General features: G+C 72.9%; 23 protein-coding genes and 1 pseudogene. 11 read left to right on the forward strand and 13 right to left on the reverse strand.

The genetic code is table 11. The features are described 5' to 3' along the window. The first annotated feature begins 311 nt into the window (after window positions 1-311). The 5 genes from ADK52_RS38140 to ADK52_RS38160 all read left to right on the forward strand — a co-directional run bounded on the left by ADK52_RS38140 (window position 312) and on the right by ADK52_RS38160 (window position 6,886). Window positions 312-737, forward strand: a complete 426-nt coding sequence (locus ADK52_RS38140) for a YciI family protein (RefSeq protein ID WP_053694439.1) — start codon at window positions 312-314, stop codon at window positions 735-737. Between the two features lie 2 nt (window positions 738-739). After that, window positions 740-1,966 (forward strand): RNA polymerase sigma factor, encoded by a 1,227-nt coding sequence (locus ADK52_RS38145; protein ID WP_053694440.1) that lies wholly within the window; start codon window positions 740-742, stop codon window positions 1,964-1,966. A gap of 154 nt (window positions 1,967-2,120) precedes the next feature. Then, complete coding sequence (locus tag ADK52_RS38150; protein ID WP_234344430.1) at window positions 2,121-5,219, forward strand: glycoside hydrolase family 3 protein; 3,099 nt, start codon at window positions 2,121-2,123, stop codon at window positions 5,217-5,219. A 104-nt stretch (window positions 5,220-5,323) separates the two neighbouring features. Next, the gene (locus ADK52_RS38155) at window positions 5,324-6,049 is read left to right on the forward strand and encodes a HEAT repeat domain-containing protein (RefSeq protein ID WP_078988923.1); all 726 of its coding nucleotides are present in this window, start codon (window positions 5,324-5,326) and stop codon (window positions 6,047-6,049) included. Between the two features lie 291 nt (window positions 6,050-6,340). Continuing rightward, window positions 6,341-6,886, forward strand: coding sequence for a 2OG-Fe(II) oxygenase family protein (locus ADK52_RS38160; protein WP_234344431.1), 546 nt, complete (start codon window positions 6,341-6,343; stop codon window positions 6,884-6,886). Window positions 6,887-6,932: 46 nt separating this feature from the next. On the opposite strand, the gene ADK52_RS38165 is transcribed toward ADK52_RS38160, so the two are convergent. The 9 genes and pseudogenes from ADK52_RS38165 to ADK52_RS44310 all read right to left on the reverse strand — a co-directional run. Then, window positions 6,933-7,604 (reverse strand): DUF4232 domain-containing protein, encoded by a 672-nt coding sequence (locus ADK52_RS38165; RefSeq protein ID WP_053694442.1) that lies wholly within the window; start codon window positions 7,602-7,604, stop codon window positions 6,933-6,935. 175 nt (window positions 7,605-7,779) lie between these two features. Continuing rightward, the gene (locus ADK52_RS38170; protein ID WP_053694443.1) at window positions 7,780-8,202 is read right to left on the reverse strand and encodes a YjbQ family protein; all 423 of its coding nucleotides are present in this window, start codon (window positions 8,200-8,202) and stop codon (window positions 7,780-7,782) included. A gap of 157 nt (window positions 8,203-8,359) precedes the next feature. Continuing rightward, a complete protein-coding gene (locus ADK52_RS38175) occupies window positions 8,360-9,205 on the reverse strand; it encodes an alpha/beta fold hydrolase (protein ID WP_053694444.1) in 846 nt (281 codons plus the stop codon). Beyond that, window positions 9,202-9,795, reverse strand: a complete 594-nt coding sequence (locus tag ADK52_RS38180) for a TetR/AcrR family transcriptional regulator (RefSeq protein WP_053694445.1) — start codon at window positions 9,793-9,795, stop codon at window positions 9,202-9,204. Before ADK52_RS38180 ends, ADK52_RS38175 begins: the two co-directional genes overlap by 4 nt. Before the next feature lie 93 nt (window positions 9,796-9,888). Next, window positions 9,889-10,800 (reverse strand): SDR family oxidoreductase, encoded by a 912-nt coding sequence (locus tag ADK52_RS38185; protein WP_053694446.1) that lies wholly within the window; start codon window positions 10,798-10,800, stop codon window positions 9,889-9,891. Beyond that, window positions 10,797-11,414, reverse strand: coding sequence for a TetR/AcrR family transcriptional regulator (locus ADK52_RS38190; protein WP_053694447.1), 618 nt, complete (start codon window positions 11,412-11,414; stop codon window positions 10,797-10,799). The genes ADK52_RS38185 and ADK52_RS38190 overlap by 4 nt, the downstream gene beginning before the upstream one ends. 54 nt (window positions 11,415-11,468) lie before the next feature. Continuing rightward, window positions 11,469-12,419 (reverse strand): MerR family transcriptional regulator, encoded by a 951-nt coding sequence (locus ADK52_RS38195; RefSeq protein ID WP_053694461.1) that lies wholly within the window; start codon window positions 12,417-12,419, stop codon window positions 11,469-11,471. Between the two features lie 178 nt (window positions 12,420-12,597). Beyond that, window positions 12,598-13,719 (reverse strand): nucleotide disphospho-sugar-binding domain-containing protein, encoded by a 1,122-nt coding sequence (locus tag ADK52_RS44305; RefSeq protein ID WP_053694448.1) that lies wholly within the window; start codon window positions 13,717-13,719, stop codon window positions 12,598-12,600. Between the two features lie 280 nt (window positions 13,720-13,999). Beyond that, window positions 14,000-14,260 (reverse strand): annotated as a pseudogene (locus ADK52_RS44310) (TetR/AcrR family transcriptional regulator C-terminal domain-containing protein); the annotation flags it as partial. A gap of 101 nt (window positions 14,261-14,361) precedes the next feature. Between ADK52_RS44310 and ADK52_RS38210 the strand changes: the two are divergent. Then, entirely contained in the window at window positions 14,362-15,306 is a 945-nt protein-coding gene (locus tag ADK52_RS38210) for an RNA polymerase sigma-70 factor (protein WP_053694450.1), read from the forward strand. Window positions 15,307-15,387: 81 nt separating this feature from the next. Then, on the forward strand, window positions 15,388-16,590 hold the full coding sequence (locus ADK52_RS38215; protein ID WP_053694451.1) for an NAD(P)/FAD-dependent oxidoreductase: 1,203 nt from the start codon (window positions 15,388-15,390) through the stop codon (window positions 16,588-16,590). Between the two features lie 37 nt (window positions 16,591-16,627). On the opposite strand, the gene ADK52_RS38220 is transcribed toward ADK52_RS38215, so the two are convergent. Together ADK52_RS38220 and ADK52_RS38225 are read right to left on the reverse strand one after the other, a co-directional pair. Beyond that, window positions 16,628-17,164 (reverse strand): hypothetical protein, encoded by a 537-nt coding sequence (locus ADK52_RS38220; protein WP_053694452.1) that lies wholly within the window; start codon window positions 17,162-17,164, stop codon window positions 16,628-16,630. Between the two features lie 142 nt (window positions 17,165-17,306). Continuing rightward, the gene (locus ADK52_RS38225; RefSeq protein ID WP_053694453.1) at window positions 17,307-17,897 is read right to left on the reverse strand and encodes a serine/threonine-protein kinase; all 591 of its coding nucleotides are present in this window, start codon (window positions 17,895-17,897) and stop codon (window positions 17,307-17,309) included. Window positions 17,898-18,037: 140 nt separating this feature from the next. On the opposite strand from ADK52_RS38225, the gene ADK52_RS38230 reads away from it, so the two are divergent. Then, window positions 18,038-18,691 (forward strand): maleylpyruvate isomerase N-terminal domain-containing protein, encoded by a 654-nt coding sequence (locus ADK52_RS38230; RefSeq protein WP_053694454.1) that lies wholly within the window; start codon window positions 18,038-18,040, stop codon window positions 18,689-18,691. 139 nt (window positions 18,692-18,830) lie between these two features. Then, a complete protein-coding gene (locus ADK52_RS38235; RefSeq protein ID WP_053694455.1) occupies window positions 18,831-20,174 on the forward strand; it encodes a lipase family protein in 1,344 nt (447 codons plus the stop codon). A 145-nt stretch (window positions 20,175-20,319) separates the two neighbouring features. Here ADK52_RS38235 and ADK52_RS38240 read toward each other — a convergent pair whose 3' ends face one another. Further along, on the reverse strand, window positions 20,320-20,994 hold the full coding sequence (locus tag ADK52_RS38240; protein WP_053694456.1) for a MerR family transcriptional regulator: 675 nt from the start codon (window positions 20,992-20,994) through the stop codon (window positions 20,320-20,322). Window positions 20,995-21,126: 132 nt separating this feature from the next. Between ADK52_RS38240 and ADK52_RS38245 the strand changes: the two genes are divergently transcribed. Further along, entirely contained in the window at window positions 21,127-22,467 is a 1,341-nt protein-coding gene (locus ADK52_RS38245) for a YhgE/Pip domain-containing protein (protein ID WP_053694457.1), read from the forward strand. 84 nt (window positions 22,468-22,551) lie between these two features. Here ADK52_RS38245 and ADK52_RS38250 read toward each other — a convergent pair whose 3' ends face one another. After that, a complete protein-coding gene (locus tag ADK52_RS38250) occupies window positions 22,552-23,394 on the reverse strand; it encodes a polysaccharide deacetylase family protein (protein ID WP_107090279.1) in 843 nt (280 codons plus the stop codon). 179 nt (window positions 23,395-23,573) lie between these two features. On the opposite strand from ADK52_RS38250, the gene ADK52_RS38255 reads away from it, so the two are divergent. After that, window positions 23,574-24,407, forward strand: coding sequence for an aquaporin (locus ADK52_RS38255; protein WP_078988925.1), 834 nt, complete (start codon window positions 23,574-23,576; stop codon window positions 24,405-24,407). Window positions 24,408-24,448 lie beyond the last annotated feature (41 nt).

Consider the following 24,448-nt stretch of genomic DNA (forward strand, 5'->3'; position numbering starts at 1 on the left):
GGACTACATGAACTCCCGCTACGGCAGCCCCGTCGGCGCCTGGAACTTCTGGCAGACCCACCACTGGTACTAAGCCACCAGCGGACAGCACACGCACGACAGCGCCCGACCGGAACCTCCCGGCCGGGCGCTTTCGCGTATGTGGCCGTGGCCGTGGCCGTGAGCAGTGGCTCAACGTTTCGATCGGTGGTTCGCGCGAGTGGATTCCGAGAAGAATTCGGAACGGACCCCGCGAGGTGTCGAGGATCGGCGCCCGGCTCCGACGTCCCCTGTGCAAGGCAACAGGGAAACCACGAGCGAAGGAGGACACCATGAAGTACCTCGTCATGGTGCAGGGCTCCCAAGTCGACTACGACGCCTACGGCGGCAAGGGCAGCGCGCAGAGCCCCGCGTGGAGCGAACAGGACCTGAAGGCGATGTTCGCGCACATGGAGGCGATCAACAACGACCTCGCCGAGTCCGGTGAGCTGCTCGACGCGCAGGGGCTCGTCGAGCCCGCGCGGACCCGGTTCGTGACCGCCGACAAGGACGGCCGGCCGGTGATCACGGACGGCCCGTACGGGGAGACGAAGGAGCTGCTCGCCGGGTACTGGGTGCTCGACTGCGCGAGCCTGGAGCGGGTCACCGAGATCGCGGCGCGGGTCGCCCGCTGTCCGCAGCCGGCCGGCGCGCCGGAGCACCCGGTGGTGATCCGGCAGATCGACGAGCGCCCCGAGTCCGAGCTCTTCACCAGCTGAACGTGCCCGGACAGGGGCCCGTAGAGCCCGCCGAGACGGTCGAGGACCTGCTGCGCCGGCACGCGCCGCAGGTCCTCGGCGCGCTCGTGCGCCGGTACGGACACTTCGACGCCGCCGAGGACGCCGTACAGGAGGCCCTGCTGGCCGCCGCGCGGCAGTGGCCGGAAGCCGGGACACCCGCCAATCCGCGCGGCTGGCTGATCCGGGTGGCCTCGCGGCGGCTGACCGACCAGCTGCGGGCGGACCGGGCGCGGGCCCGGCGCGAGGAGACGGCCGCCCGTCTGGAACCCCGCGATGCCCGGGCCGCTCCGTCCGACGACGACACCCTCACGCTCCTCTTCCTCTCCTGCGACCCGGCGCTCGCGCCCGCCGCCCGGATCGCGCTGACGCTGCGCGCGGTCGGAGGCCTCACCACGGCGGAGATCGCCCGGGCGCATCTCGTTCCGGAGGCGACGATCGCGCAGCGGATCAGCCGGGCGAAGGCGAAGCTCCGTGACCACCCCTTCCACCCGCCCGGCCCCGAGGACCGGGACGCCCGGCTGGCCACCGTCCTCCAGGTGCTCTACCTGATCTTCAACGAGGGCCACACCGCGACCTCGGGCCCCACCCTCCACCGCGCCGACCTGGCGCGCGAGGCGATCCGGCTGACCCGGGCGGTACGCCGCCTGCTGCCCCGGGAGGGCGCGGTCACCGCTCTGCTGGCCCTGATGCTCCTGACGGAGGCGCGCAGCGCCGCCCGTACGGGCACGCACGGCGAGCTGATCCCCCTGGACGAACAGGACCGCGCGCGCTGGGACTCCGCGGCCATCACCGAGGGCACCGCCCTGGTCGAGGAGGCGCTCGCGGAGGGCCCTCCCGGCCCGTACCAGCTCCAGGCGGCGATCGCGGCGCTCCACGACGAGGCGGCGCGCGCCCAGGACACGGACTGGCCGCAGATCCTCGCCCTCTACGACCTGCTCGTCGCCCGGGCCCCCGACCCGATGGCGGAACTCGGCCGCGCGGTGGCCGTCGCGATGGTCCACGGCCCCGAGTCCGGCCTCGCCGAACTCACCGCCCTGGAACCCCGCCTGAAGGACCACCACCGCCTCGCAGCGGTCCGGGCCCACCTCCTCGAACGCACCGGCGCGACCGAAGCAGCCCGCGAGGCCTACGAGGAGGCGGCCCGCCTCACCCTGAGCCTCCCGGAACGCCACTACCTCCGCACGAGGGCGTCCCGGCTCGGCCGGTGAGCGCGCCGGGCCGGCCCAGGACGGCGACCGGTTCCATGAGTGGTACGGATACGGTCAGTTCGGCCGGTCATGACGTGAAGTCTTGACGCCGGAAGGGCGGTTCAGTTGACTCACGCGGTGTCCTGTCCCGTGGTATAGACCTCGGAGGCGTTTTGTGACCACCGCACGCGTGACACCGGCCCGGCGCCGGCTCAGAACCGCCCTGCTGGGCGTGGCCGGAGTCCTCGCCGGACTCCTCCCGCTCGCACAGGCCACGGCCACGGCCGCCGTCGGGGAACCGCCTCCCCCGACGGCGGTCGACCGTTTCGAGGGCGAGATCCCGTTCGCCGGACCGCCCGCCGAGGGTATCTTCACCTGGGGCAGCGATGCCGACGACCAGCCCCGGCTGGAGCTCCGGGAGCGCGCCGACGCCCCCGAGGGCGCGAAGGTGCTGCACGGGGCGTACGACATCAGCGGCTGGGGCGGCTACACCCACGACTTCGCCTTCGACCGGCCCGCACACGACTGGAGTGCCCGCGGTGGCATCCGGTTCTGGTGGTACGGGCAGAACACCGCACCGCTGCCGCCCGGATCGGGCTCACGGGTGCACTTCGAGCTCAAGGACGGCGGGGCCAACGGCGAGGCGTCCGAGCTGTGGACGACCTCCTTCACCGACGACTGGCAGGGCTGGCACCTCGTCGAGATCCCGTTCTCCCGGTTCGAGTACCGCACCGACTACCAGCCGGTCGGCGGCATCGACCACGTGCTCGGGCTGACCGAGATATGGGGCTACGCCTTCACCTTCCCGGTGGGCCGCGCCGGCGAGTTCATGATCGATGGATTGGAGGTGTACGGGGCGGCCGACCCGGTCGTGCAGACCAAGGTCGTCACCGACACGACCGTTCACCCTGTGAAGGAAGGCGGCTCCGCCGACGTACGCGTATCCGTGGCCACGACCGGTTCCGGACCGCTCACCGAGCCGGTGACCGTCGGCTATTCCACCGAGGGCGGCACGGCGACACCCGGAGCCGACTACCGGCCGGTGACCGGCACGCTCACCTTCCCGGCCGGCACCCCCTCCGGCAGCTCACGTACCGTCACCGTGACCACCACCAAGGACCGGGACGGCGAGACCGCCGAGACCGTACCGGTGAAGCTGACCGTGACCGGGGCCCGGCCGCCCGCCGAGGACCCGCTCGTGGTGATCGACGCGCACGGGCTGCCGTACCTCGACCCGGCGCTGCCGGCGCACCGGCGCGTCGCGGACCTGCTCGCGCGGATGACCCCGCAGGAGAAGGCCGGGCAGATGACCCAGGCCGAGCGCAACGCGCTCAAGTCCCCCGGTGACATCGCGGCGTACGGTCTGGGCTCGCTCCTGTCCGGCGGCGGCTCCGTCCCCAGCCCCAACACCCCCGAGGGATGGGCGGACATGGTGGACGGCTATCAGCTGCGCACCCGGGCGGCCCGGCTCCAGATCCCGCTGATCTACGGTGTGGACGCCGTACACGGCCACAACAACCTCGTCGGATCCACGATCATGCCGCACAACATCGGCCTGGGTGCCTCCCGCGACCCGGAGCTGGCCGAGCGGACCGGCGCGGTGACCGCCGCGGAGGTCCGGGCGACGGGTGTCCCCTGGGACTTCGCGCCCTGCCTGTGCGTCACCCGCGACGAGCGCTGGGGCCGCTCGTACGAGGCCTTCGGCGAGGACCCGGCGCTGGTCACGGCGATGGAGACGGTGATCCGCGGCATGCAGGGGGCGCCGGACGGCCGCGACCTGGACCGCCCGGACAAGGTGCTGGCCACCGCCAAGCACTACGTGGGCGACGGCGGCACCGCGTACGGCTCCTCCACCACCGGCTCGTACACCATCGACCAGGGCATCACCCGGGTCACCCGGCAGGAGCTGGAGGCGGTGCACCTGGCGCCGTTCCGGGAGGCGGTCAAGCGCGGGGTGGGGACGGTCATGCCCTCCTACTCCTCGGTGGACTTCCCCGGTGACGACGCCGGCCCGCTCAAGATGCACGCCCACGCGGAACTGATCAACGGGGTGCTGAAGGACCGGATGGGCTTCAAGGGCTTCGTCATCAGCGACTGGCAGGCCATCGACCAGATCCCCGGCGACTACGCGAGCGACGTACGGACCTCGATCAACGCCGGACTCGACATGATCATGGTCCCGAGCGCGTACCAGGACTTCCACCGCACGCTGGTCGGCGAGGCGGCCGCGGGCCGGATCCCGCAGGCGCGGATCGACGACGCCGTCGCGCGGATCCTGGAGCAGAAGTTCAAGCTGGGCCTGTTCGAGAAGCCGTACGCCGACCGCTCCGGCCTCGGGGCGGTCGGTTCGGCCGAACACCGGGCGGTGGCCCGCCAGGCGGCGGCGAAGTCCCAGGTCCTCCTCAAGAACGAGGGCGGTCTGCTGCCGCTGAAGCCCTCGCAGAAGGTCTACGTCGCCGGCTCCAACGCGGACGACCTGGGCAACCAGACGGGCGGCTGGACCGTGAGCTGGCAGGGCTCGTCGGGGCGGAACACGGCGGGCACCACGATCCTGGAGGGCATGCGGAAGGCGGCCGCCTCGCCGGAATCGGTGACGTACTCCAAGGACGCGACCGCGCCCACGGCCGGATACGACGTCGGGGTGGTCGTCGTCGGCGAGACCCCGTACGCGGAGGGCGTCGGCGACGTGGGCAACGGCCACGACCTCCAGCTCTCGGAGGCCGACAAGGCGGCCGTGGACCGGGTCTGCGCGGCGATGCGGTGCGCGGTGCTCGTCGTCTCCGGGCGCCCGCAGCTGGTCGGCGACCGGCTGGTCCGGATGACGGCGCTGGTCGCGTCCTGGCTGCCGGGCACCGAGGGCGACGGGGTCGCCGACGTGCTGTACGGAAAGCGGCCGTTCACCGGCCGGCTCCCCGTCACCTGGCCGAAGTCGGAGTCCCAGCTGCCGATCAACGTGGGCGACGCGGCCTACGACCCGCAGTTCCCGTACGGCTGGGGCCTGACCACGCTCGGCGCACCCCCGCAGGGCGGCGAGCCGGCGCTGCGCGCCCTCGCCGTGGTCGCGGCGGCGGTCGAGCGTACGACCGGGGCCGACTCGGAGGCCGGGCGCGCGGTGGCGGACCGGGCCCGGGCGATCGCCGCGCAGCGGATCGGCGGCCGCTTCACGCAGGCCTCGTCCAAGCCCTTCGCCGAAGCGGACCACCTCCTGATGACCGGCGACCTGACGGGAGCGGTGGCCCACCTGACAACGGCCTACCGGGCCGCGGCCCGGTAGGAGGGCCGAAGCCCCCGCGCTCCGGCGCGGGGGCTTCGGCCGGCTCCGGCGTTTGACCTTGACACGGTGACAAGGTCTTCACTGCCGTCAAGGAGGTGGTTCCGATGACCACGGCGGACCAGGACACGGACCCGAGTACGAGGACGAGGACGAGGACGGGCAAGAGGACGAGCACGAGCACGGACACGCTGAGTGCTCTCCGGGGGCTGGAGGACAGCCGCCCGTCGGTGCGGCTGCGGGCGGCACTGGCGATCGGCTCGACTCCGGACGCCCGCTCCGTGGAGAAACTCGTGGAGCGGTGCGCGGCCGAGCCCGATTTCTCGGTGCGGGAGATGCTGACGTGGGCGCTCACCCGTCACGCTGCACCCCTCACGGTTCCACGGCTGATCGACGAGCTCCGTTCCGAGCGGCCACAGGCGCGTAGCCAGGCACTGCACACGCTGTCCAAGATCGGTGATCGGCGGGCATGGCCGGCGATCACCGGGGCGCTCCTGTCCGACGCCGACGACGAGGTGGCGCGCAGTGCCTGGCGGGCGGCGGTGGTGCTCGTGCCCGAGGGTGCGGCGCCCGAACTGGCCGCAGCGCTCGCGGCGCAGCTGGGGCGGGGCGGCCGTGACACGCAGTTGAGCCTGAGCCGGGCCCTGATCGCCCTCGGCGAGGCGGCCGCTCTGCCGGCCCTGCGCCCTGCGATGACGGATCCCGACCCCCGGGTGCGTCACCATGCGACGGCCACGGAACGCCTGCTGCGCGACCCGGAAGCCGGGTTCGAGTACGCCATCGAGGAGGCCAAGCGCATGACGGCCTTGCAGGACCGGCCGGGAGGGGAGTAGGCGCCGCCGACCGGGGCCGCCCCCGCACGGACGCGGCGGCTTCGGGCCGTTCGGGTGGCGGGGCCCGGGGTGACGGAGGAGGCGGGAGGGACAGGTCCCTGGCGGTGAGCTGGGCGGATGTACGGGGAGCGGGCGCGCAGGCGGTACGGGAACCAGCCAAGGGTCTCTGGGGTGGGCCGAACCTCCGAGGGCCTTGGACGTGCTGGTGGGCACGAGCCACGGGCTGAGGAGGCGGAGGATGGCCGGATTCTCGCCCTGGGGCTGGGCCTGGGGGCCCCGGGCGCGCGGCAGTTGACCGGGATCACCCGGGGCGGCTGGCACCACATGCGGGTCCTGCGCTTCCCTGCCCGTACGGCACCGTCGGCGCGGGGCATCGGCTCCCACACCGATTACGGGCTGCTGGTGATCGCGGCGCAGGACGACGTGGGCGGGCTGTACGTACGGCCGCCCGTGGAGGGTGAGCGGCGGTCGCGGAACTGGGTGGCCGGGGAAAGTTCGGCCGGGCGGGCCGAGGACGCGCAGGACTGGCGCTTCGTGGCGCCCGAGCCGGGGGTGCTGACGGTCTTCCCCGGGGACATCCTGCAATTCCTGACGCGCGGGGCGGTGGAGGCGACCGCGCACCGGGTCCCGCTGGCAGAGCGGGAGCGCTACGCGCTCGCGTACTTCCACGAGCCGCACTTCGACGCGCGGATGCGGCCGTTGGGCGGGCGGCGCGAGGAGGAGGCGCTGCACTACGGTCGCCACATCACCGACATGCTCATGAGGTGCTACCCGGAGCGGGCGACGACCCTGCGCATCATCCGGGAGGGCCGGCTCACGGCGTTGGCCGGCCCGTAGGCCGTGGCTTTCGGATGATGCCGGATCAGCCCGCGGGGCGCGTGGGTCAGCCGCCCTGACCGGCGCTGCCGATGGGGCCGACCGTGACCGGGGAGCCGGGGCTCTCCGTGACGGGCAGGGTGGCGGCGCCCGGCCAGTCGAGGGTGACCGACTTCGTCTCGTCCGGCGGGGTCACCAGCAGTCCCGTGACGCGGACGCCGGAGCCGCCCGACGTGTTGAGCGGGTAGTTGATGCCGAAGGCCACCGACTTCCCGGGCTTGAGCACGGCCGGCCCGGCCTGCTCACCGCTGCGCTTCGCGGACAGCGACCCCGCGTTCGTCTTCAGGTCGACGCCCGCGAACCCGGACAACGTGCAGTCCCGGCTGCCGCGGTTCTTCAGCTGCACGGCGACGGTCCCGTCCGGGTCGCCGTCGATCGTGTGGTTCATCGCCGTGATCTCCAGCTCGTCGGTGCGGCACTTGCCGACCTTGCCGTTCGCGTCGGAACCGGTCCCGGCGGCCGTGCCCTGCCCGGTCGGCCCGGTCGGGCTCTTCCCGCCGGAGGGCTTCCCACCGCCCTGATCCGAACTGCCCGAGGCCGAACCACCCCCCGGGGAAGGCACGGTGGAAGCCGGCGACGGGCCGCTCGGCTCCGTGCCGCCATCGCCGCTCTGGCAGGCCGTGAGCGAGAGACCGGTGGCAACGGCCAGGGCGGCGAACGTGAGCTTGTTGACGCGCATCGCTTCTTCCTCAGTATCGGTCGGGGGCGCCGGCCGCTCGTACGGGTCGGTACGAGCGAGCGTTTCCAACCACCAGGACCCACCCACCGGGCGAACCGTTCCGCCCAACCACCCCTTAATACATTGCTGTTACACACACAGTGACGCGCCGGTCAGGGGCGCTGTCAGGGCGCGGTCAGGCCAGGAAGGACAGCCGCACCGTCCGCTCCGGGTTGTCGCGGTTGGTGTCGACGAGGACGACCGACTGCCACGTTCCCAGTGCCAGCTCGCCCTGTACCACTGGCAGGGTGGCGTGCGGCGGTACGAACGCCGGCAGCACGTGGTCGCGGCCGTGCCCCGGGGAGCCGTGCCGGTGGTGCCAGCGGTCGTCGGCGGGCAGCAGGGTACGGAGGGACTCCAGCAGATCGTCGTCGCTGCCGGCGCCCGTCTCGATGACGGCCAGCCCGGCCGTGGCATGGGGCGTGAACACGTTGAGCAGCCCGCTGCGCCCCTTCGCCTCGTCCCGGAGGAACTCCGCACAGGCTTCGGTCAGGTCGTACACGGTCTCCGCGGAGCCCGTCTCGACGGCCAGCGTTCGCGTGGTGAAGGTCTGCGGCACACGAGCATTGTCGTCGGCCGAGGCCAGGTGCGCGGGGTACGCCGCGCCACTGGACGCCGTATGCCCCCGCGGGAGCGAGCGACGAAGGGGAGCGACGGAAGGGAGCGACGGAAGGGGGCAACGGAAGGGGGCGACGGAAGGGGGCGACGCAAGGGGGCTACGCGCGGAAGGCCTTGCGCAGGAGCTCCCCGAACTCGGCCGGGTGCGTGGTCAGGCCCGTGTGACCGCCGGGGAAGTGCAGGAGTTCCGTGCCCAGCCGCTCGCTCAGGAGCGCGGCCGGACGGTAGGGCAACTCGCCCCGCGAGTCCTGGCCGCAGGCGAGCACGAGCCGGTCCGACAGGGACTCCAGGCGGTGGACGTCCGGGGCGTAGGCCATGAAGGCGGGCACGATGCGCCCCAGGAAGTACGGCAGGTCAGCCATCGTCCGCTCGGCCCGGGCCGCCGCCTGGGGCGGGAGTTCGAGCGGGGCCTGCGGCGGCGCGGCGGTGTCGCCGCCGCCCTCCTTCGCCAGGCCGGCGGCGAACTCGGCCATCGCGGCCAGGAGCCCCTGGGCGCGGAACGTCTCCTGCACGCGTACGAGGAGCGCACGGTGTTCGGGGGCGTCCGGCAGGACCTCCACCAGCGGCGGTTCGTGCGCCACGAGGCGCTCGACGCGTTCGGGGCGGGCGGTCAGCAGGTGCACCGCGGCGATCGCACCCGAACTGGCGCCGAACACCCGGGCGGGCTCACCGGGCGACAGCAGGTCCAGTATCCGCAACGCGTCGTCGGCGTGTTCGGCCACGCTCTGTTCCGCCGCGGGGTCGTCGAGCGTGCTGCGGGACATGCCGCGCGGGTCGTACGTCGCGACGGTGTACTCGGCGGCCAGGCCGTCGGCGACGGCGTCGAAGGCCGCCGCGCCGCCCGTCCCGCCGGGGATCAGCAGCAGGAGCGGGCCCCGGCCGCGTACTTCGTAGTGCAGGGTCGCGCCGTTCACGCGCAGGCTGCCGAGGGTCGGGTCGGTCATGCGGAGTCTCCTTCTCGGGACGCGGGCCAGTGCTCCAGGAGGGTGTGGAGGGCGTCGAGGGCACGGATCCAGGACAGCTGCGGCGCCCGCTCGTGCCCGAACCCGCCCGCGGCCTCCAGGGCGACGAACCCGTGGAACGTGCTGCGCAACAACCGGACCGCGTCGGTCAGGTCGGGCTCGGCCAGTCCGTAGCCGCGCAGCATGCCGTAGGTCAGCTCGACCGCGCGCCGCGGTCCGGGCGCCTGAGCGGCCAGCTCGGGGTCGATCCGGATCGGGGTCTGGGTCGCCGTGTAGCGGCCCGGATGCCGGTGGGCGTACTCCCGCCAGGCGTTGGCGAAGGCGACCAGTGCCTCCTTGCCCGCCCGCCCGGCGGTGGCTTCCGCGATGCGGATGGTCTTCTCGTCGGCCGCGAGCAGTGCGATCCGGCCGCGCAGATCGGCCAGGTTGCGCACGTGGGTGTAGAGGCTCGCGTCCTTCACACCGAGTCGCCGTGCCACCTGCGACATGGTCACCTGGTCGAGCCCGACCTCGTCCGCCAGCTCGGCGCCCGCGACCGTCACCCGCTCAGTCGTCAGCCCTGCCCGTGCCATGCACCCTCCACCTGATCCTAGGGGCCCTAGTTTTATCCTAGGACTCCTAGGCAGGCAAGCGTGGGAGAGGTGACGCGGGGGAGGCCGCCGGTGTTACAGCGGGTCTCCGAGCGGGCCGAACCGCCCTTCCAGACTCCTGGCCCAGTGGGCGGCGAAGTCCGGTTGCGTGCCGTCGGCGTCCGTGAACCCGTACTCCTCGTACAGGCCCCACGTGGCCAGGGCGCGGCCGGACTTGGCCATGATCCGAGGGTCGGCCGCCAGTGCGGCGACTGCCCGGCCCAGGTAGGCGGGGCTTTCGGAGTGGGCGAAGTCCGGGTCCGTGGCCGCGCCGTCGCGCCAGTTGGCCTCGGTGACGCCGAGATGTTCCAGCATGGCTTCCGAGCGCAGGAAACCAGGCGTGATCGCCACGGCCGCGATGCCGTACGGCTTGAGTTCGCAGGCCTGGGCGACGGCGAGACGGATGACCGACGACTTCGCCAGATCGTAGAAGAACGTGCCGCGGTAGCGGGCGGTGTTGCCGTCCGTGACCTCCACGACCAGGCCGCTCCGACGGGCGACCAGCAGCGGCAGCACGTACCGGCTGGTGATCACATGGGTGTCCACGGCCCGCCGCATCAGCGCGAACCCGGCCTCCAGGTCCTGCTCCCACAGGGGGTGCTCCCAGTCCGTGAGCGCGTCCCCGCCCCAGACGGAGTTGACCAGCAGGTCGAGCTGCCCGTCCTGTTCGTCGGCGATCCGCTCGGCGAGGGCCCGTACCTGTCGCGGGCTGCCGTGGTCGGTGCGGACGGGGATGCCGAGACCGCCGGCGGCGGTGACCGCTGCGGCCGTCTCCTCGATCGTTTCCGGGCGGTCCAGGTCGGAGCGGCCGGCGGCGCTGCTGCGGCCGCTGACGTACACCGTGGCGCCGGCCGCCCCGAGCTCCACGGCGATGCCCCGTCCGCCGCCCCGGGTGCCGCCGGCGACCAGGGCCACCTTTCCGGCCAGTGGGCGTACGTCGTCCGTCATGATTCCTCCGCTTCGTCGGCGTGCCGGGCCGGGGTGTGAGGGGCCAGGGCGGTGGCGAGCTCTCGCCGGAGCCGCTCTTCGAGCGTCCCTTCGCGTTCGAGCGCCCAGGTGAGGGCCGCACCGGCGGTGATCGCCTGCACGGTGCGGGCCAGCGCCGCGACATCCGTTCCGGTGCGGAGCTCGGCCGCGCCGGCCGCCTCCGCCAGCAGCTCTTCGATCGCCCGCGTCCGGGCGCGGTGAACGGCCAGGGCGCGTGCGTAGAGCTCCGGATCGGCGAGGTCCATGCACAGGAACGCCAGGTGATTCGCGAAGCTCTCCGGTGTGGCCATCACGGCCACCGACTCCACCGTCAGCGCGGTCAGGGCGGCGAGCGCCGAGTCGTGTGGCTGACGCGCCCGCTCGGCCCGCTCGCCGGCGTCCTTGGCGGACTGGTCCGCGAGCGCCAGGAGCAGGCCGCGCTTGGACCCGAACCGCTGCACCAGGGTGCCCGGCACGAGCCCGACCTCGCGGGCCACGGCGCCCAGTGTCAGCCCCGCGGGGCCCAGCCGACCCATGACCCGGGTCGCGGCCCGCAGGATCACCACGTCCTCGACCCCCCGGGGACGGCCCGCCATCGCCACACCTCCATTAATAAATGCCCGTGCATTTATTAAACCGGCCCATCGGAGTCACGGCAAGCCCGGCCGCCCCCGGCGCAGGGCCTCGACCAGCCAGGGCTGGAAGGGCAGGTGCCCGGGGACCACCTGCCAGTCGTTGACGGTCCACACCAGCCGCCAGTAGCGCGCGACGCGCGGGTCGTGTCCCTCCTCGAACCGTCCCGCCATCCATTCCTTCAGCTCGGGTCCGACGGGGCGGCCGAGTGCGGAGGCGCAGCGGGCCACGACGGCGTCGACCACCGGCACGGCCTCCTCGTCCTGGGGATCGGTCCCCGATTCCCTCGCGGCGGTGACCGCCTGCCGGGCGAAGGCGACGAGGTCCGCCGCCGTCCCGGCGGCGACCCCCGGCAGGGCGTCCTCGTCGGCGGGCGGGAGCGCGGCGTGCGCCATGCGGGCGCGGAAGCCGTTGTCGGTGATGAGTTCGGCGATTTCCATCCATGCGGCGACCTGCGCGTCCGTCGGGTCGTCGGGGAGGTCGGGGACGGCGCTGCGCAACGCGGCTGTCGCGGCGTGCGCGGCCGGGGTCCCGGTGGTGAGGCCGTCGATGAAGTCCGTGACCAGGCGGCGCCGTTCCTCGGACGTCAGGCGGATGAGCTGCTGCACGAGAGCCGTCGCCTCGGGGTCGTAGCCGCGCCGGGCGAGGTGCCGCAGCACGCTCTGCCGCAGGCGCAGCGCGCGGATCCGGAGTTCGGTGGCCTCGGATTGGGCGGCGGCGACCTCGGCGACGGAGACGTCGCCGCCGAGGACCCGTCGGATCGTGGGGAGATCGACGTCGAGCTCTCGCAGGGCACAGATGGTCTGGAGCCGGATCAGGGCCGTGCTGTCGTAGCTGCGGTAGCCGGCCGGGGTGCGATGGGTCGGGGGCAGCAATCCGACGTCCGAATAGAACCGGATGGTCCGTACCGGTACGCCGGTGAGGGTCGAAAGGCTGCCGATCGAGTGCAGGGGCGTCGTGCCGTTCATGACGCCCACTCTCCGGTCTCCAGCCGGTGGAGAGTCAAGCCGCTTAAGCACCCAACCGAGTCCGAGTCCGAGTCCGGGCCCGAGTCCGAGTCCGGGCCCGAGTCCGGATCCGGGCCCGGCCCGGGCCGGTGGCGGGGCAACGGGTGCCCGGCCACCGGCGGTCGGCTCGTGGCGCCGACTAGTTCGTGGTCAGGGCTTCGAGGGCGGGTACGGTTTCGGCCGGGCTCGGCAGGGCGGCGTTCTCCGCCTGGAGGCGGGAGGCGGCCTCCCGCAGATCCGGATCGCTGATGAGACGGGTCAGGAGCGGGGTGTCGACGGCGTTGGAGGCGGCGCGCAGGGCGGCGCCGGTGGCGGTGAGGGCGTCGGCGTTGGTGAAGTGGTCCGCGCCCTGGGGGAGTACGAGTTGGGGCACGCCCGCCTGGAGGGCGGTGAGCATGGTGCCGGAGCCGCCGTGGTGGATCAGCGCGTCGGAGGCAGTCAGCAACTCGGCCAGCGGGGTCCAGGGCAGCGGGCGGACGTTGTCGGGGAGGGTGCCGAGCGGGGCGAGGTCGGCGTCGCCGACGGCGAGGAGGAACTCGGCGTCGACCGAGGCCGCCGCCTCGGTCAGCTGGATGATGGCGCGGACGCCGTCCATCTCGGTGAGCACGGTGCCTAGGGTGACGGCGACGCGCGGGCGGGCCCCGCGGCGCAGGAGCCCGGCGGGGATGGTGCCGCCGCCGTTGTAGGGGAGGTAGCGCATCCGCAGGCCGCCGTCGTCGCCGCCGAGGGAGGCGGGAACGATGTCCAGCGCGGTCGGTACGGCGGGTCCTTCCACCCCGTACGTCCCGTACGCCTCGGTGAAGTTCGCGGCGAGCCGGGCGACCATGTCGTGGCCGGACGTGACGCCGAAGTTCTGGATCACCGACGGGATCTTGAGCTTGGCCGCGACCAGCGGGGCGGACGCCTGGAAGGAGTCGTAGACCAGCAGGTCGGCGCCCCAGTTCTCGGCGGTCTCCAGCAGCCCGTCCACGGTGGGCCGGGAGGCCAGCGCGAACCCGCGGGCCGCCATGTCGAGGATCTGGTCCGTGCTCATGTCCGGGTTGACGTAGCGCGCCTCCTCACCGGTGGACTGCTCGAACACCTCCCGGATCGTACGGCCGTCGCCGATCTCGACGAGCGGGAATCCGGCCTGGCGCAGGTGGTTCAGCGGCTGCGAACACGCGAACAGCACCTCGTGGCCGGCTGCGCGCAGGGCCTGCGCGGTGGGGATCATCGGGAACAGGTGACCGGCCGAGGCCGGTCCGGTGAAGAGTACGCGCACTGTGTCTCCTAGCCCATGTGGTCTGTCGGTCGGGGACCGGCCGTGCGGGCCCGCCCCCGGTACCGTTCGATGAACTGGCAGGGAGGCGGGCGGTGTTCCCGAGGGGATCGATAATCGGACGTTCTGCTAAGGGCCTTGCCGGACCGGGGTGCGATGTGCTCATGAGCCGCCGACGGCCCCCCGGCAGGACCCTGCGGACGCCGCCGGCCTTCGATGAGGGGGTCAGGCCGTCCAGGAGGGCCTTGAGGCCGAGTTCGAAGAGGGCGTCAAGGCGTAGGTCATGGCCGTCCTCGAAGGCTCCGACCGCCTTGGTGAACGCGGGGAAGAGGCCGGATTCCATCAGCGTGCGGAGCGTGGGGGCGCGGTTTTCCATCCACTGGTCCTCCGACTGGCCGGTGGTCGCCTCGGCGTGGGCCTCCCACTCCAGGTGCACGGCCAGCCCTTGGACGTGGCTGTACAGCAGTACGTGGATGTCGAACAGCGTCTCGCGATCGAGGCCGTGGCCGTCGACTGCGGACAGCACCCATACGCCGTGGACCATCAGGTTGGGCACGAGCAGCGGGCGGGTGAGGGAGCCGTGCCGCTCGCGAACCGGGCCGACGCGGGTGGACGGGGCCCGCGCACGTGTCCGATCATGGCCTGATGCCGCTCCACACGTACGAGGCCGATCTGTTCGAGAGCTCCAGGGGTCGTCTGGAGGCGATCGCCTACCGGCTGCTGGGGTCGGCCGGTGACGCCGAGGACGCGGTGCAGGACACCTTTCTGCGGTGGCACGCGGCGGACCGGGAGCGGATCGAGACGCCCGAGGCGTGGCTGACGAAGGTGCTCACCAACATCTGCCTCAACCAGCTCACCTCGGCCCGCGCCAGGCGGGAGACGTACGTGGGGCAGTGGCTTCCCGAGCCGGTGCTGGCCGGCGACCGGATGCTCGGGCCGGCGGACACCGCCGAGCAGCGCGAGTCGGTGTCCCTCGCGGTGCTCGTCCTCATGGAGCGGCTGTCGCCCAACGAGCGCGCCGTGTACGTGCTGCGCGAGGCGTTCGGGTACGCCCACCGCGAGATCGGGGAGATCCTCGACCTCACCGAGTCGAACTGCCAGCAGATCCACCGCCGCGCCAAGCAGCACCTCACGACCGACCGGGCCCGCGCCGAGGTCGATGCGGCTGCCGCCCGAAAGGTTGTGGAGGAGTTCCTCACCGCGGCCCTCAGCGGCGACACGGAGCCGCTGATCCGGCTGCTCACCGACGACGCGGTCAGCGTGGCCGACGGGGGTGCCCGGGTCCGGGCCCGCAGGACCCCGGTCATCGGCGCGCTCGGCATCGCGCGCTACCTGCGGGGGCTGTTCCGGCCGGGCCCCGCCAAGCGGGCGCACGTGGGCGGCAGCGCCGTCCTCCACGCCGCCGTCGTCAACGGGGCCCCTGCCGTACTGATCGCGGGCGGCGAACGCATCCTCGGCGTCATGTGCCTGGCCGCGACGCCCGACGGCGTCGAGGCGATCCACATCCAGGTCAACCCCGACAAGCTGGAGCGCATCACGCGCCAGTGGGCGGCCGCCGGGCCCCATCGCGCCGTCACGGAGATCTGGTGACGCACGTCACAGCCGATTCCTGTCAGGGATCGACTGGCTGTCCGGTTCAGGAGGTGAATCCGACCGGACAGGGAGCAAGTCATGAAGCACCGCATCGTCGTTCTGGGAGCCGGGTACGCCGGAGCCGTCACCGCCGGCCGCCTCGCCAAGAGACTGCACCGCGACGACGTCGAGATCACCCTGGTCAACGGTGACCCCGACTTCGTCGAGCGCATCCGTCTGCACCAGCTCGCGAGCGGCCAGGACCTGCCGCGCCGCCCGCTGCGCGAGGTGTACGAGGGCACCGGCGTGCAGGTCCGGCCGGCCTGGGTCACCGCGGTCGACGCCGACCGCAAGACCGTCGACCTCACCGGCGAGAACGGCGCCGAGAGCCTCGCGTACGACACCCTCGTGTACGCCCTGGGGAGCACGAACGCCGACCACACCGTCCCCGGCGTCGGCGAGTACGCCCACAACATCGCCGGCAAGCAGGACGCCCTGCGGCTGCGCGCCCGCCTGGGCGAGCTGGAGCCCGACGGCACCGTACTGGTCGTCGGCGGCGGCCTGACCGGCATCGAAGCGGCCACCGAGATCGCCGAGGCGCGCCCGGACCTCCACGTCGCCATCGCCGCCCGCGACGGCGTCGGCGGCTGGCTCAGCGACAAGGCACAGAGCCACCTGCGCGTCGTCCTCGACCGGCTCGGCATCACCGTCCACGAGGGGGCCGACGTCACACGGGTCGAAGCGAACGGCGTGGTCACCGGGACCGGCACCGGCGCAGCCGCAGCCGCGGCCGGGCGGATCCCGGCCCAGGTCACGGTGTGGACCGCGGGCTTCGCCGTCCACCCGATCGCGGCCGCCACCACCCTGGAGGTGTCGAGCACCGGGCGGATCGTGGTCGACGCCACCATGCGCTCGGTCTCGCACCCCGATGTGTACGCCGTCGGCGACGCAGCGTTCGCCGAGGGTGCGGGCGGAGCGCCCCTGCGGATGGCCTGCGCGACGGCCAACCCGATGGCGTGGCAGGCCGCCGACGCCCTCGCCGCGCGCCTGACCGGACGCAAGGTCCCCGAGAAGCCGATCGGCTACGCGGCCCAGTGCATCAGCCTCGGACGCCGCGACGGAATCCTCCAGCGCGTGACCCAGGAGGACCAGATGACGTCCACCGTCATCACGGGCCGGGCCGGCGCCCGCATCAAGGAGTTCATCTGCGCGTCCACGGCCTGGACCATCGCCCACCCGACGATGCTCCTGCCGACCCGCCGCCACCGCGTTCGTTCCTCCGTGCTGCTGACGCACTCGTAGTGCTGCGCGGGCGCGACGGTGGCGACGAGACGATCGGTCAGTGGCCGCGGATGACCGCGAGCAGTCCGTCGTCGTACGCGTAGCGCTCACCGGCACGGTGCAGCAACGCCTCGTGCAGCCGTCCGATCTCCGCCCGCGCCAGCCCTGCGTTGCGGAAGCGGATGGTGGTGACCGCCGCTCTGGGGCCGGAGCTGGGGCCGGAGCCGGCGCCGGGGCCGGCCGGCCGGAAGCGTTCCCAGACGATGTTCTTCGTCGCCCCCGGCACGAGTTCGCCCACCACGACGAACTCCTGGAGCAGACCCCAGCGTGTCGTCCTCAGGGTCACCCGGCCCAGCTCCTGCCAGGTCGCGGTCCATTCCTGACCTTCGCACATGAAGTAGAGCCCGTCACCGGCCGCCCGTACGCACCCCGTGTCTCCGCGTGCCATGGCCAGTCCGCCCAGGCTGAACAGCGCAACCGCGACGATGCCCGCCAACGCGGCGGGGAGGGGATGGTCCACGAAGGAGAACACGGCCGCGCCGAGCGGGACGACCGCGGCGAGCACGGCCGCAGTGGCGACGTGCATGTGTCCCATGGAGTACCGCACCTCGACGGGCGCCCCTGACGTCCGCCCGGCAACCGCCCGGACGGGAACCGCGTCCACGGCCGCATCCCTGACCGGGACGGCAGGCTGCCGGGGCCGCCCGGCGGCGGTGGCGGCGGATACGCCGCAACCGTCACCGGAGGCTGGCCGTGCCGACACGGCCGCCCCGGGCCTGCTCGGGCGACATGAATCCGGCGGTGCCGATCGCGACGCCCGTCCCGGTGAGCGCGGTCGCACCGTTCAGCGCCTTGGCGATCCCGAAGTCGATGAGCCGAGGCCCGTTCTCGGTCAGCAGGACGTTGGCGGGCTTGAGGTCCCGGTGCACGAGGCCGGCCCGGTGCACGGAATGCAGCGCCTCCGCCATGCCGGCGCCGAGCCGCCACACCGCGTCCTGCGCCAACGGCCCGCTCTCCCGGACCCGTTCGGCGAGATCGGGCGCCGGGATGTAGTCGCTGGCCACCCAGGGCGTCTCCGCCTCCGGATCCGCGTCGACCACGGTCGCCGTCCAGAACCCCCCGACCGCCTTCGCCGCCTCCACCTCGCGCCGGAACCGAGCCCGGAAGCCGGGGTCCGAGGCGATCTCCGGCCGTACGACCTTCACCGCCACCCGCCGGCCGCTGCGCGACTCCCCGAGGTAGACGTGCCCCATGCCGCCCGCGCCGAGCCGCGCCGTGATCCGGTACGGACCGACGGCCGCCGGGTCGCCGGCCTTCAACTGCTCCATGGTTCCCCCGAGTGCGATCGCCTACAAAAGAACCTGGAGCCGGACCGCACCCGGTGTCAGCCGAGCGCCCGCCGGCATTCTGCACCGGCATGAACGGCACCACTTTCCGGGCGCTCTGCCCGGCTTTGTAGGCTCCTCGCATGCCACAGTCCGGAGAACCGCACACGCCGGTGTCGGGAAGACACGTACGCCGAGCCGTCGCCCGCTGCCTCGACGCCCTCGAAGGCATCCCCGCCGCCCAATGGCAGGACCGGGCCGGGGACTTGGAGTGGACCCGCCGGGAGACCCTTGAGCACCTCGCGGATGACCTGCTCACCTACGCGCTGCGGTTCGGGCTGGCGCAGCCCATGGGCGTACCGCGCGTCCCGCTGCGCGTTTCCCAGGATCGGCCCGACGGCCCGGCCAACGTCATCTTCGCAGACGACCAGGCAGGGCCGGAGGGGCTCCTGACCATCGTGGAGGCCTGCGGCGGACTGCTCGCGGCCGTCGTCGACACCGCGCCCCCGACCACCTTGGCCCCGCACGTCTTCGGCGCCTCCGATCCGGAGGGCTTCGCGGCCATGGGCGTCGTCGAGACGCTGGTCCACACCCACGACATCACCCAGGGCCTGGACCGTGTCCTGGAAGCCCCGCAGGACCTGAGCGAGCGGGTCCTCGCGCGCTTGTTCCCCGACGTGCCCGTCATCGACACCCCGTGGTCGACCTTGCTGTGGGCCACCGGGCGTATCGAGACCCCCGGTCGCCCCCGCCGGACCGACTGGCGCTGGCACGGCGCGCCGCACCGGCACGGCTGATCCGAGCCGTTCACGGTCTCCGCGGAGGAGGCCCCCGCGCCCTCCCTGAAAACCAACGTGACATGCCTATGTGAAACGGCGTTACCTCCAGTAAGTTACCGTCAGGTAAAGCCGCTGCGGCTCGACGCTCGGGGGAGTAATGAACCGGAGAACCACTGCTCTGCTGTCCACCGCCATCGCGACCGCCGTCGTCGTCGGCACGGCGTCGACGGCGACGGCCGCACCCACCGCGGGTGCGCGGGTGGCCACCACGACGTCCGACCCGTTCTACCGGTACGACGGCGGCAAGCCGCTGTCCTCGTACCGGCCGGGCGACGTCCTGAAGAAGCGCACGCTGAACTACCACGTCTTCGGCATCCCGACGCCGTTGAAGGCCATCCAGCTGCTCTACCGCACGACCGACGCCCAGGGCAGGCCCTCGGCCAACGTGACCACCGTGGTCCGCAGCCCCCACGGCGACGGCAGCAAGGCGGTGTCGTACCAGTCGTTCTACGACTCCCTCAGCCCGGAGGACGGCCCCTCCCGGGCCATCGCCGGTGACGTCTCCCTCGGCGGAGTCATCGCCAACGCCGAATCCGTCATCCTGGCGCCGCTGTTGCTCAAGGGCTACGACCTGGTCATCCCGGACACCGAGGGCCAGAACGCCGACTTCGCGGCCGGCCCGGAGTACGGCACGAACACCCTGGACTCGATCCGCGCCGGCATCCGTGCCGAGGAGACGGGTCTGCACGCGGGCACGAGGTTCGGCCTGTTCGGCTACTCCGGCGGAGCCATCGCCACCAACTGGACGTCGGCCCTCGCCCCCGCGTACGCGCCCGAGGTGAACAAGCAGCTGGTCGGCTTCGCCGAGGGCGGGCTGCTGGTCGCCCCCGCGCACAACCTCAAGTACGTGGACGGCGCCCTGGCGTGGAACGGGGTGATCCCGATGGCGCTCATCGGCGTCTCGCGCTCGTACGGCATCGACCTCACCCCCTACCTGAGCGCGAAGGGCCTCGCGGTCGTCAAGGACCTCGAACGCGGCTCGATCGTCGACGCGTTGGGCCGCCACCCGGGGATGACGTGGAAGGACATGGCGAAGCCGGAGTACAAGGACCCGAACTCCGTTCCGACCTTCGTCGCGGCGGTCAACAAGATCAATCTGGGCCAGGCCGCCACGCCGACCGTCCCGGGGTTCATCGGGCAGGGGAACGCGGGCTGGCTCGAGGGAACGTTCAACAATCCGCCGGGCATCGGCACGGGTGACGGCGTCATGGTCGCCGGGGACGTACGGGCGCTGGCCCGGCAGTACTGCGCCACCGGCAACAACGCGATCAAGTACGAGCAGTACGGCCTGCTCAGCCACGTCGGAGCCATGCCGTACTGGGCGCCGCGCGCGATGGCCTGGCTGGACGACCGCTTCGAGGGCAAGGCCGCCCCCACCAGCTGCGGCAGGATCCCCGCGGGCAACTCGCTGGAGCCGGAGAGGCCGACCGTCGCGCAGTGACCGCTCGCTGCGGTCCGCAGCGGTGCGGCCCCGCCGTGCGCGGGGCTGCGCCGCAGTGGTCCACCGCCGCACCGTCTCCCCGGGCGCCCGATGCTTCCCGGCGGTGATCGCCGGCACCCTTCCCGGCGGTGACCGCCGACGCGGCCTACGGGCGTGGGGCCGCGGACTCGGCGCCGTTGTCCCCGATGCGGCGCCGGACCTGATTCTCCTGGGCGAGACGGCGCAGCAGTTCGAACACCGGAGCGCAGATCGCGAAGACGATGACCGCCCGCTCGGCCAAGGCCACCGGGTTTTCGGTGTCCGCCGCCCGCTCCAGGTCCAGCCGGGCCACCGACTCGGCCAGCCTCGCGTAGGCGGCGAGCTCTCCCGGGGCGTACCGGGCGTCCAGCCGCCGCAGTTCCTTCAGCGCCGACGCCAGCCCGTGCACGTGCGGTGAGGTCTCGGGTGCCCGCCAGTCCAGGGCCGTGAGCAGCTCCGCCACCTCCGCACCGGCGGCCGCTTCGGCCTCGGCCTCCTCCTCGGGACCCGCGGCGCTCTGGGTCGCCATGGGCACGGGAAGGGCGTAGCTCACCGCTCCGAGGGCGCCCTCCGAGGTGTGCGCCTGGTCGACGGCCCCGAGCACCTCGCGGGTGGCCGCGATCGACAGACCGCCGAGCGTGGTGAGCGCCTTGATCAGCCGCAGCCGCTGCGCGTGCTCCTCCCCGTACTCGGCCAGGGTCGCGGCGGTCGCCCGCCCCGCGGGCAGCAGCCCCTGCCGCCGGAAGTACTTGATGCTGGCGACCGGCACGCCGGTCCGTCGGCTGAGCTCCGAGATCTTCATGCGGCTTCCCTGCTGGTCATGCGGTCCGGTGCCCGTCACCGGCGATTGGACACCACAACAAGATACTGCCACTATCCAGTGACTGGATACCTTGAGTATCCAACTAGGAAACGCCGCCGCACCGGAGAATCGATGCCCCAGTCCTCACACCCCTCCGTGCTCCGCCGACCCCGGCTGTGGATCGGAACGGGACTCATCGCCGCAGTCGTCTCGATGTTGTTCGCCCTGCTGTACGTCGGCGGCAACGTCAACCCCAAGGGCAACCTGCACGACCTGCCCGTGGCCCTGGTCAACACGGACGGCGGCGCCGACGCGGGCGGCCGCCACGTCAACATGGGCGAGCAGATCGTCGCGGGCATGCAGAAGGCCGCCAAGGGCGACAAGAGCATCGACTGGCAGGTCGTCAGCCGCGAGGAGGCCGACAAGCGGCTGGGCCGGGGCAAGGTCTTCGGCGCCCTCGTCATACCCCAGGACTTCAGCGCCACGGTGACCGCACTCGGCGCGCCGCAGCCCGCGCCGCAGGGCAAGGCCGCCCCGCCCACCCTGACCGTGCTGACCAACCAGTCGGCCGGCAGCATCGGCTCCTCGATGGCCTCCCAGGCCGCCCAGAAGGCCGCCCACGCCGCCTCCGCCCAGCTCGGCCAGGAGCTCCTCAAGCAGGCCGCGGCCCAGAAGACCCCCCTCCCGACGGCCGCCCAGCTCAAGCTGGCCGACCCCGTGACCGTCACCGTCGCCGACGGCCACCCCGTCGGATCCCGCAGCGCCATGGGCCTGAGCGCCTTCTACTACGCGCTGGTCCTCGTCGTCTGCGGCATGCTCGGCGCCAACCTGGTCAACTCGCAGGTCGACACGGCCCTCGGCTACCTGCACACCGACTACGGTCCGGTCCGCAAGCGCGAGCCCGTCCAGCACACCAGCCGCGTCCGCACCCTGGCCGTCGGCATGGCGCTCATGCTCGGCACGTCGCTCGTGATGGGCACCCTGGTCGAGGTCGCCACCGTCAAGATCCTCGACATGGACGCCTCCCACCTCGGCCTGCTGTGGCTGTACTCCGTCGCCACCATCGCCGTCGTCGGCCTCGGCAGCCTGGCCCTGTTCGCCGCTTTCGGTACCCCCGGCATGCTGCTGGCCACCATCGTCTTCGTCGCGATGGCCGTCCCCTCCTCCGGCGCGACCGTGCCGCTCCAGGCGCTGCCCGGGTTCTTCCGGGCCCTCGCCGAGTTCGAGCCGCTGCGCCAGATCACCGAGGGCATGCGCGCCATCCTCTACTACGGCGCCCAGGCCGACGCGGGCCTGAGCCGGGCCTGGGCCTCGATGGGCATCGCCCTCGTCGCCGCGCTGCTCTTCGGCTTCGCCGTCACCCGCTTCTACGACCGCCGCGGGCTGCACCGCATCCCCGGGCCCGACGCCGAGTCCGCGGCCCCGGCCGAGACCCCCGGGCCCGCTGGGGCCGAGGCGAACGCCACGGCCTGAGAGCGCCGCCGCGGGTACGCGGCGGGCACCCTTCCCCAACGGCCCCGGGCCGCGGCCACTCGCTGCGCCCCGGGGCCGTCCCGGTTACGGCACCGGGCCGAGAGCGGCGGGGGCCGGGGGCGTGGTGAGCAGGGTGCGGACGTCGATGACGCGGTAGCCGCGGGCGCTGATCGCTTCGAGGATCCGTGGCAGGGCCTGGGCATCGAGCACCTCGGTACGGCCCTCGTGCGCGCCGACGTGCATCTGGAGGATCGCACCCGGGCGCAGGGCGTCGAGCGCCCTGCTCACGGCCCGGTCCACGGTCATGCCGCCCTCGGTGCCCATGTACCCGTTCGTGTCGGCGGTGAACTCGATGTCCGCGAAGCCGAGTGCGTTGACCTCCGTGATGTACGCGGGGCTGGTCTCGCTGTACGGGAACCGGAAGTACGGGGTGAGGGCACCTCCCGCGCCGGCCGTGCGCAGGGCCCGGTCGGCCGCCCGGACCTCATCGCGTCTTCCCGCGGCGGTGAGGTCCTGGAAGTAGGGGTGGCTGTAGGAGTGGTTGCCCAGCCCGTGTCCCGCGGCCGCGATGCGCCGGACCACCTGGGGGTAGCGGTCGGCGAAGTCGCCGGTCAGGAAGAAGGTGGCGGGCGCGTGTCGGCGGGTGAGCTCGTCGAGGACCGGGTCCAGGCCGGCGTCGTTCCACGCCGCGTTGAACGTCACCGCGACCACCCGCTCGGCCGTGCGGATCCCGCGGTTCTCCGATGCGAACAGCGACCGCAGGCCCTCGTCGTCCGCGGCTGCCGCCGGACGCGACGGGGCGGCCTCGGCCGTCATGGCCGGGGGCCCGGCCGCCACCGCCCACAGGACCGCGAACAGCCCGGCAAACCCTCTGAGGAGCCGGCGGTACACGAGAGCGCGTACGCCGGCGAAAGAACGCGTTTCCATGGCACTGCCATCGGCCGGCCGCTGCCCTCCCTTGAGCCCGCACCCCCATGAACCCAGGTCCGTTCTTCGGCGTGTACGCGCGCGTCGCGGCCCGGGAGTGCAGCACGCTTCCTCGACGGGCGCACCGTGCACGCGCCCGTGCACGGTGGGTCGAAGCCGCCCGATCGGAAGGAGCGCCCATGAGCGGAGGCGAGACGTCCGGGCCCGCCGCGGCCCCGGCCGGGGAACCCGGAACACGTACGGGTGCCCAGGGCCCCGCGCCCGTCCGGACCGGGCCCGGACGCCGCGGGTACCCCTTGTACGAGTTCGTCCTGACCGCGACGCTGATGTTCACCGTGGTCACGATCATCCGCTGGGTGTTCGATCCGGCCTCCCCGCTCGCCCTCGGCGACCTCCACCTGGCCCTCCTCGTCGTGGGCGCGCTGGCCGGCGCGCTCGTCTTCGGGCTCATCCGCTCCCCGTGGGGGCGGTGTTCGGGTGCGCACATGAATCCCGCGGTCACGCTCGCGCTCTGGCTGCTGAGGGCCTTCCCCGGCCGGGGCGTGGCGGGGTACGTCGTCGCGCAGCTGTGCGGGTCGGTGGCCGGGACGGCCCTGGCCCGCCTGGCCTGGGGGCCGGTGGTCGCACGGGTCGGCTACGGGGCGGCGGCCGCGGCGCCCTCGTGGAGTGCGGGGGCCGTCTTCGCCGCCGAGGGCGGCTGCATGGTCCTCGTCACCCTGATGATCGGCTTCTTCCTCGCGCACCCGGCCCACGAGCGGTGGTTCCCCTCGGCCCTGGCGGTTCTCATCTGCGCGATCATCGCCGTCCTGGGCCCCCTCAGCGGCGGCTCCGCCAACCCGGCCCGCCAGTTCGGCCCCGTGCTGATGTCCGGAACCACCGCCGGCCTGTGGATCTACCTCGCGGCACCCGTCCTCGGCGCCGCTCTGGGCGCCGCCGCCCACCACCTGGTCCTCCGGGGCGGTCCGCTCACCCGGAGCCCCCGTCGCGGCCCCACGGCCTCGCCCCCGACCTGACCCGCCCCCGACCTGACCCGCGCCCGAGCTCCCATCAGTGC

The sequence above is a fragment of the Streptomyces sp. WM6372 genome (genome assembly GCF_001279655.1).
GTDB lineage: Bacteria > Actinomycetota > Actinomycetes > Streptomycetales > Streptomycetaceae > Streptomyces.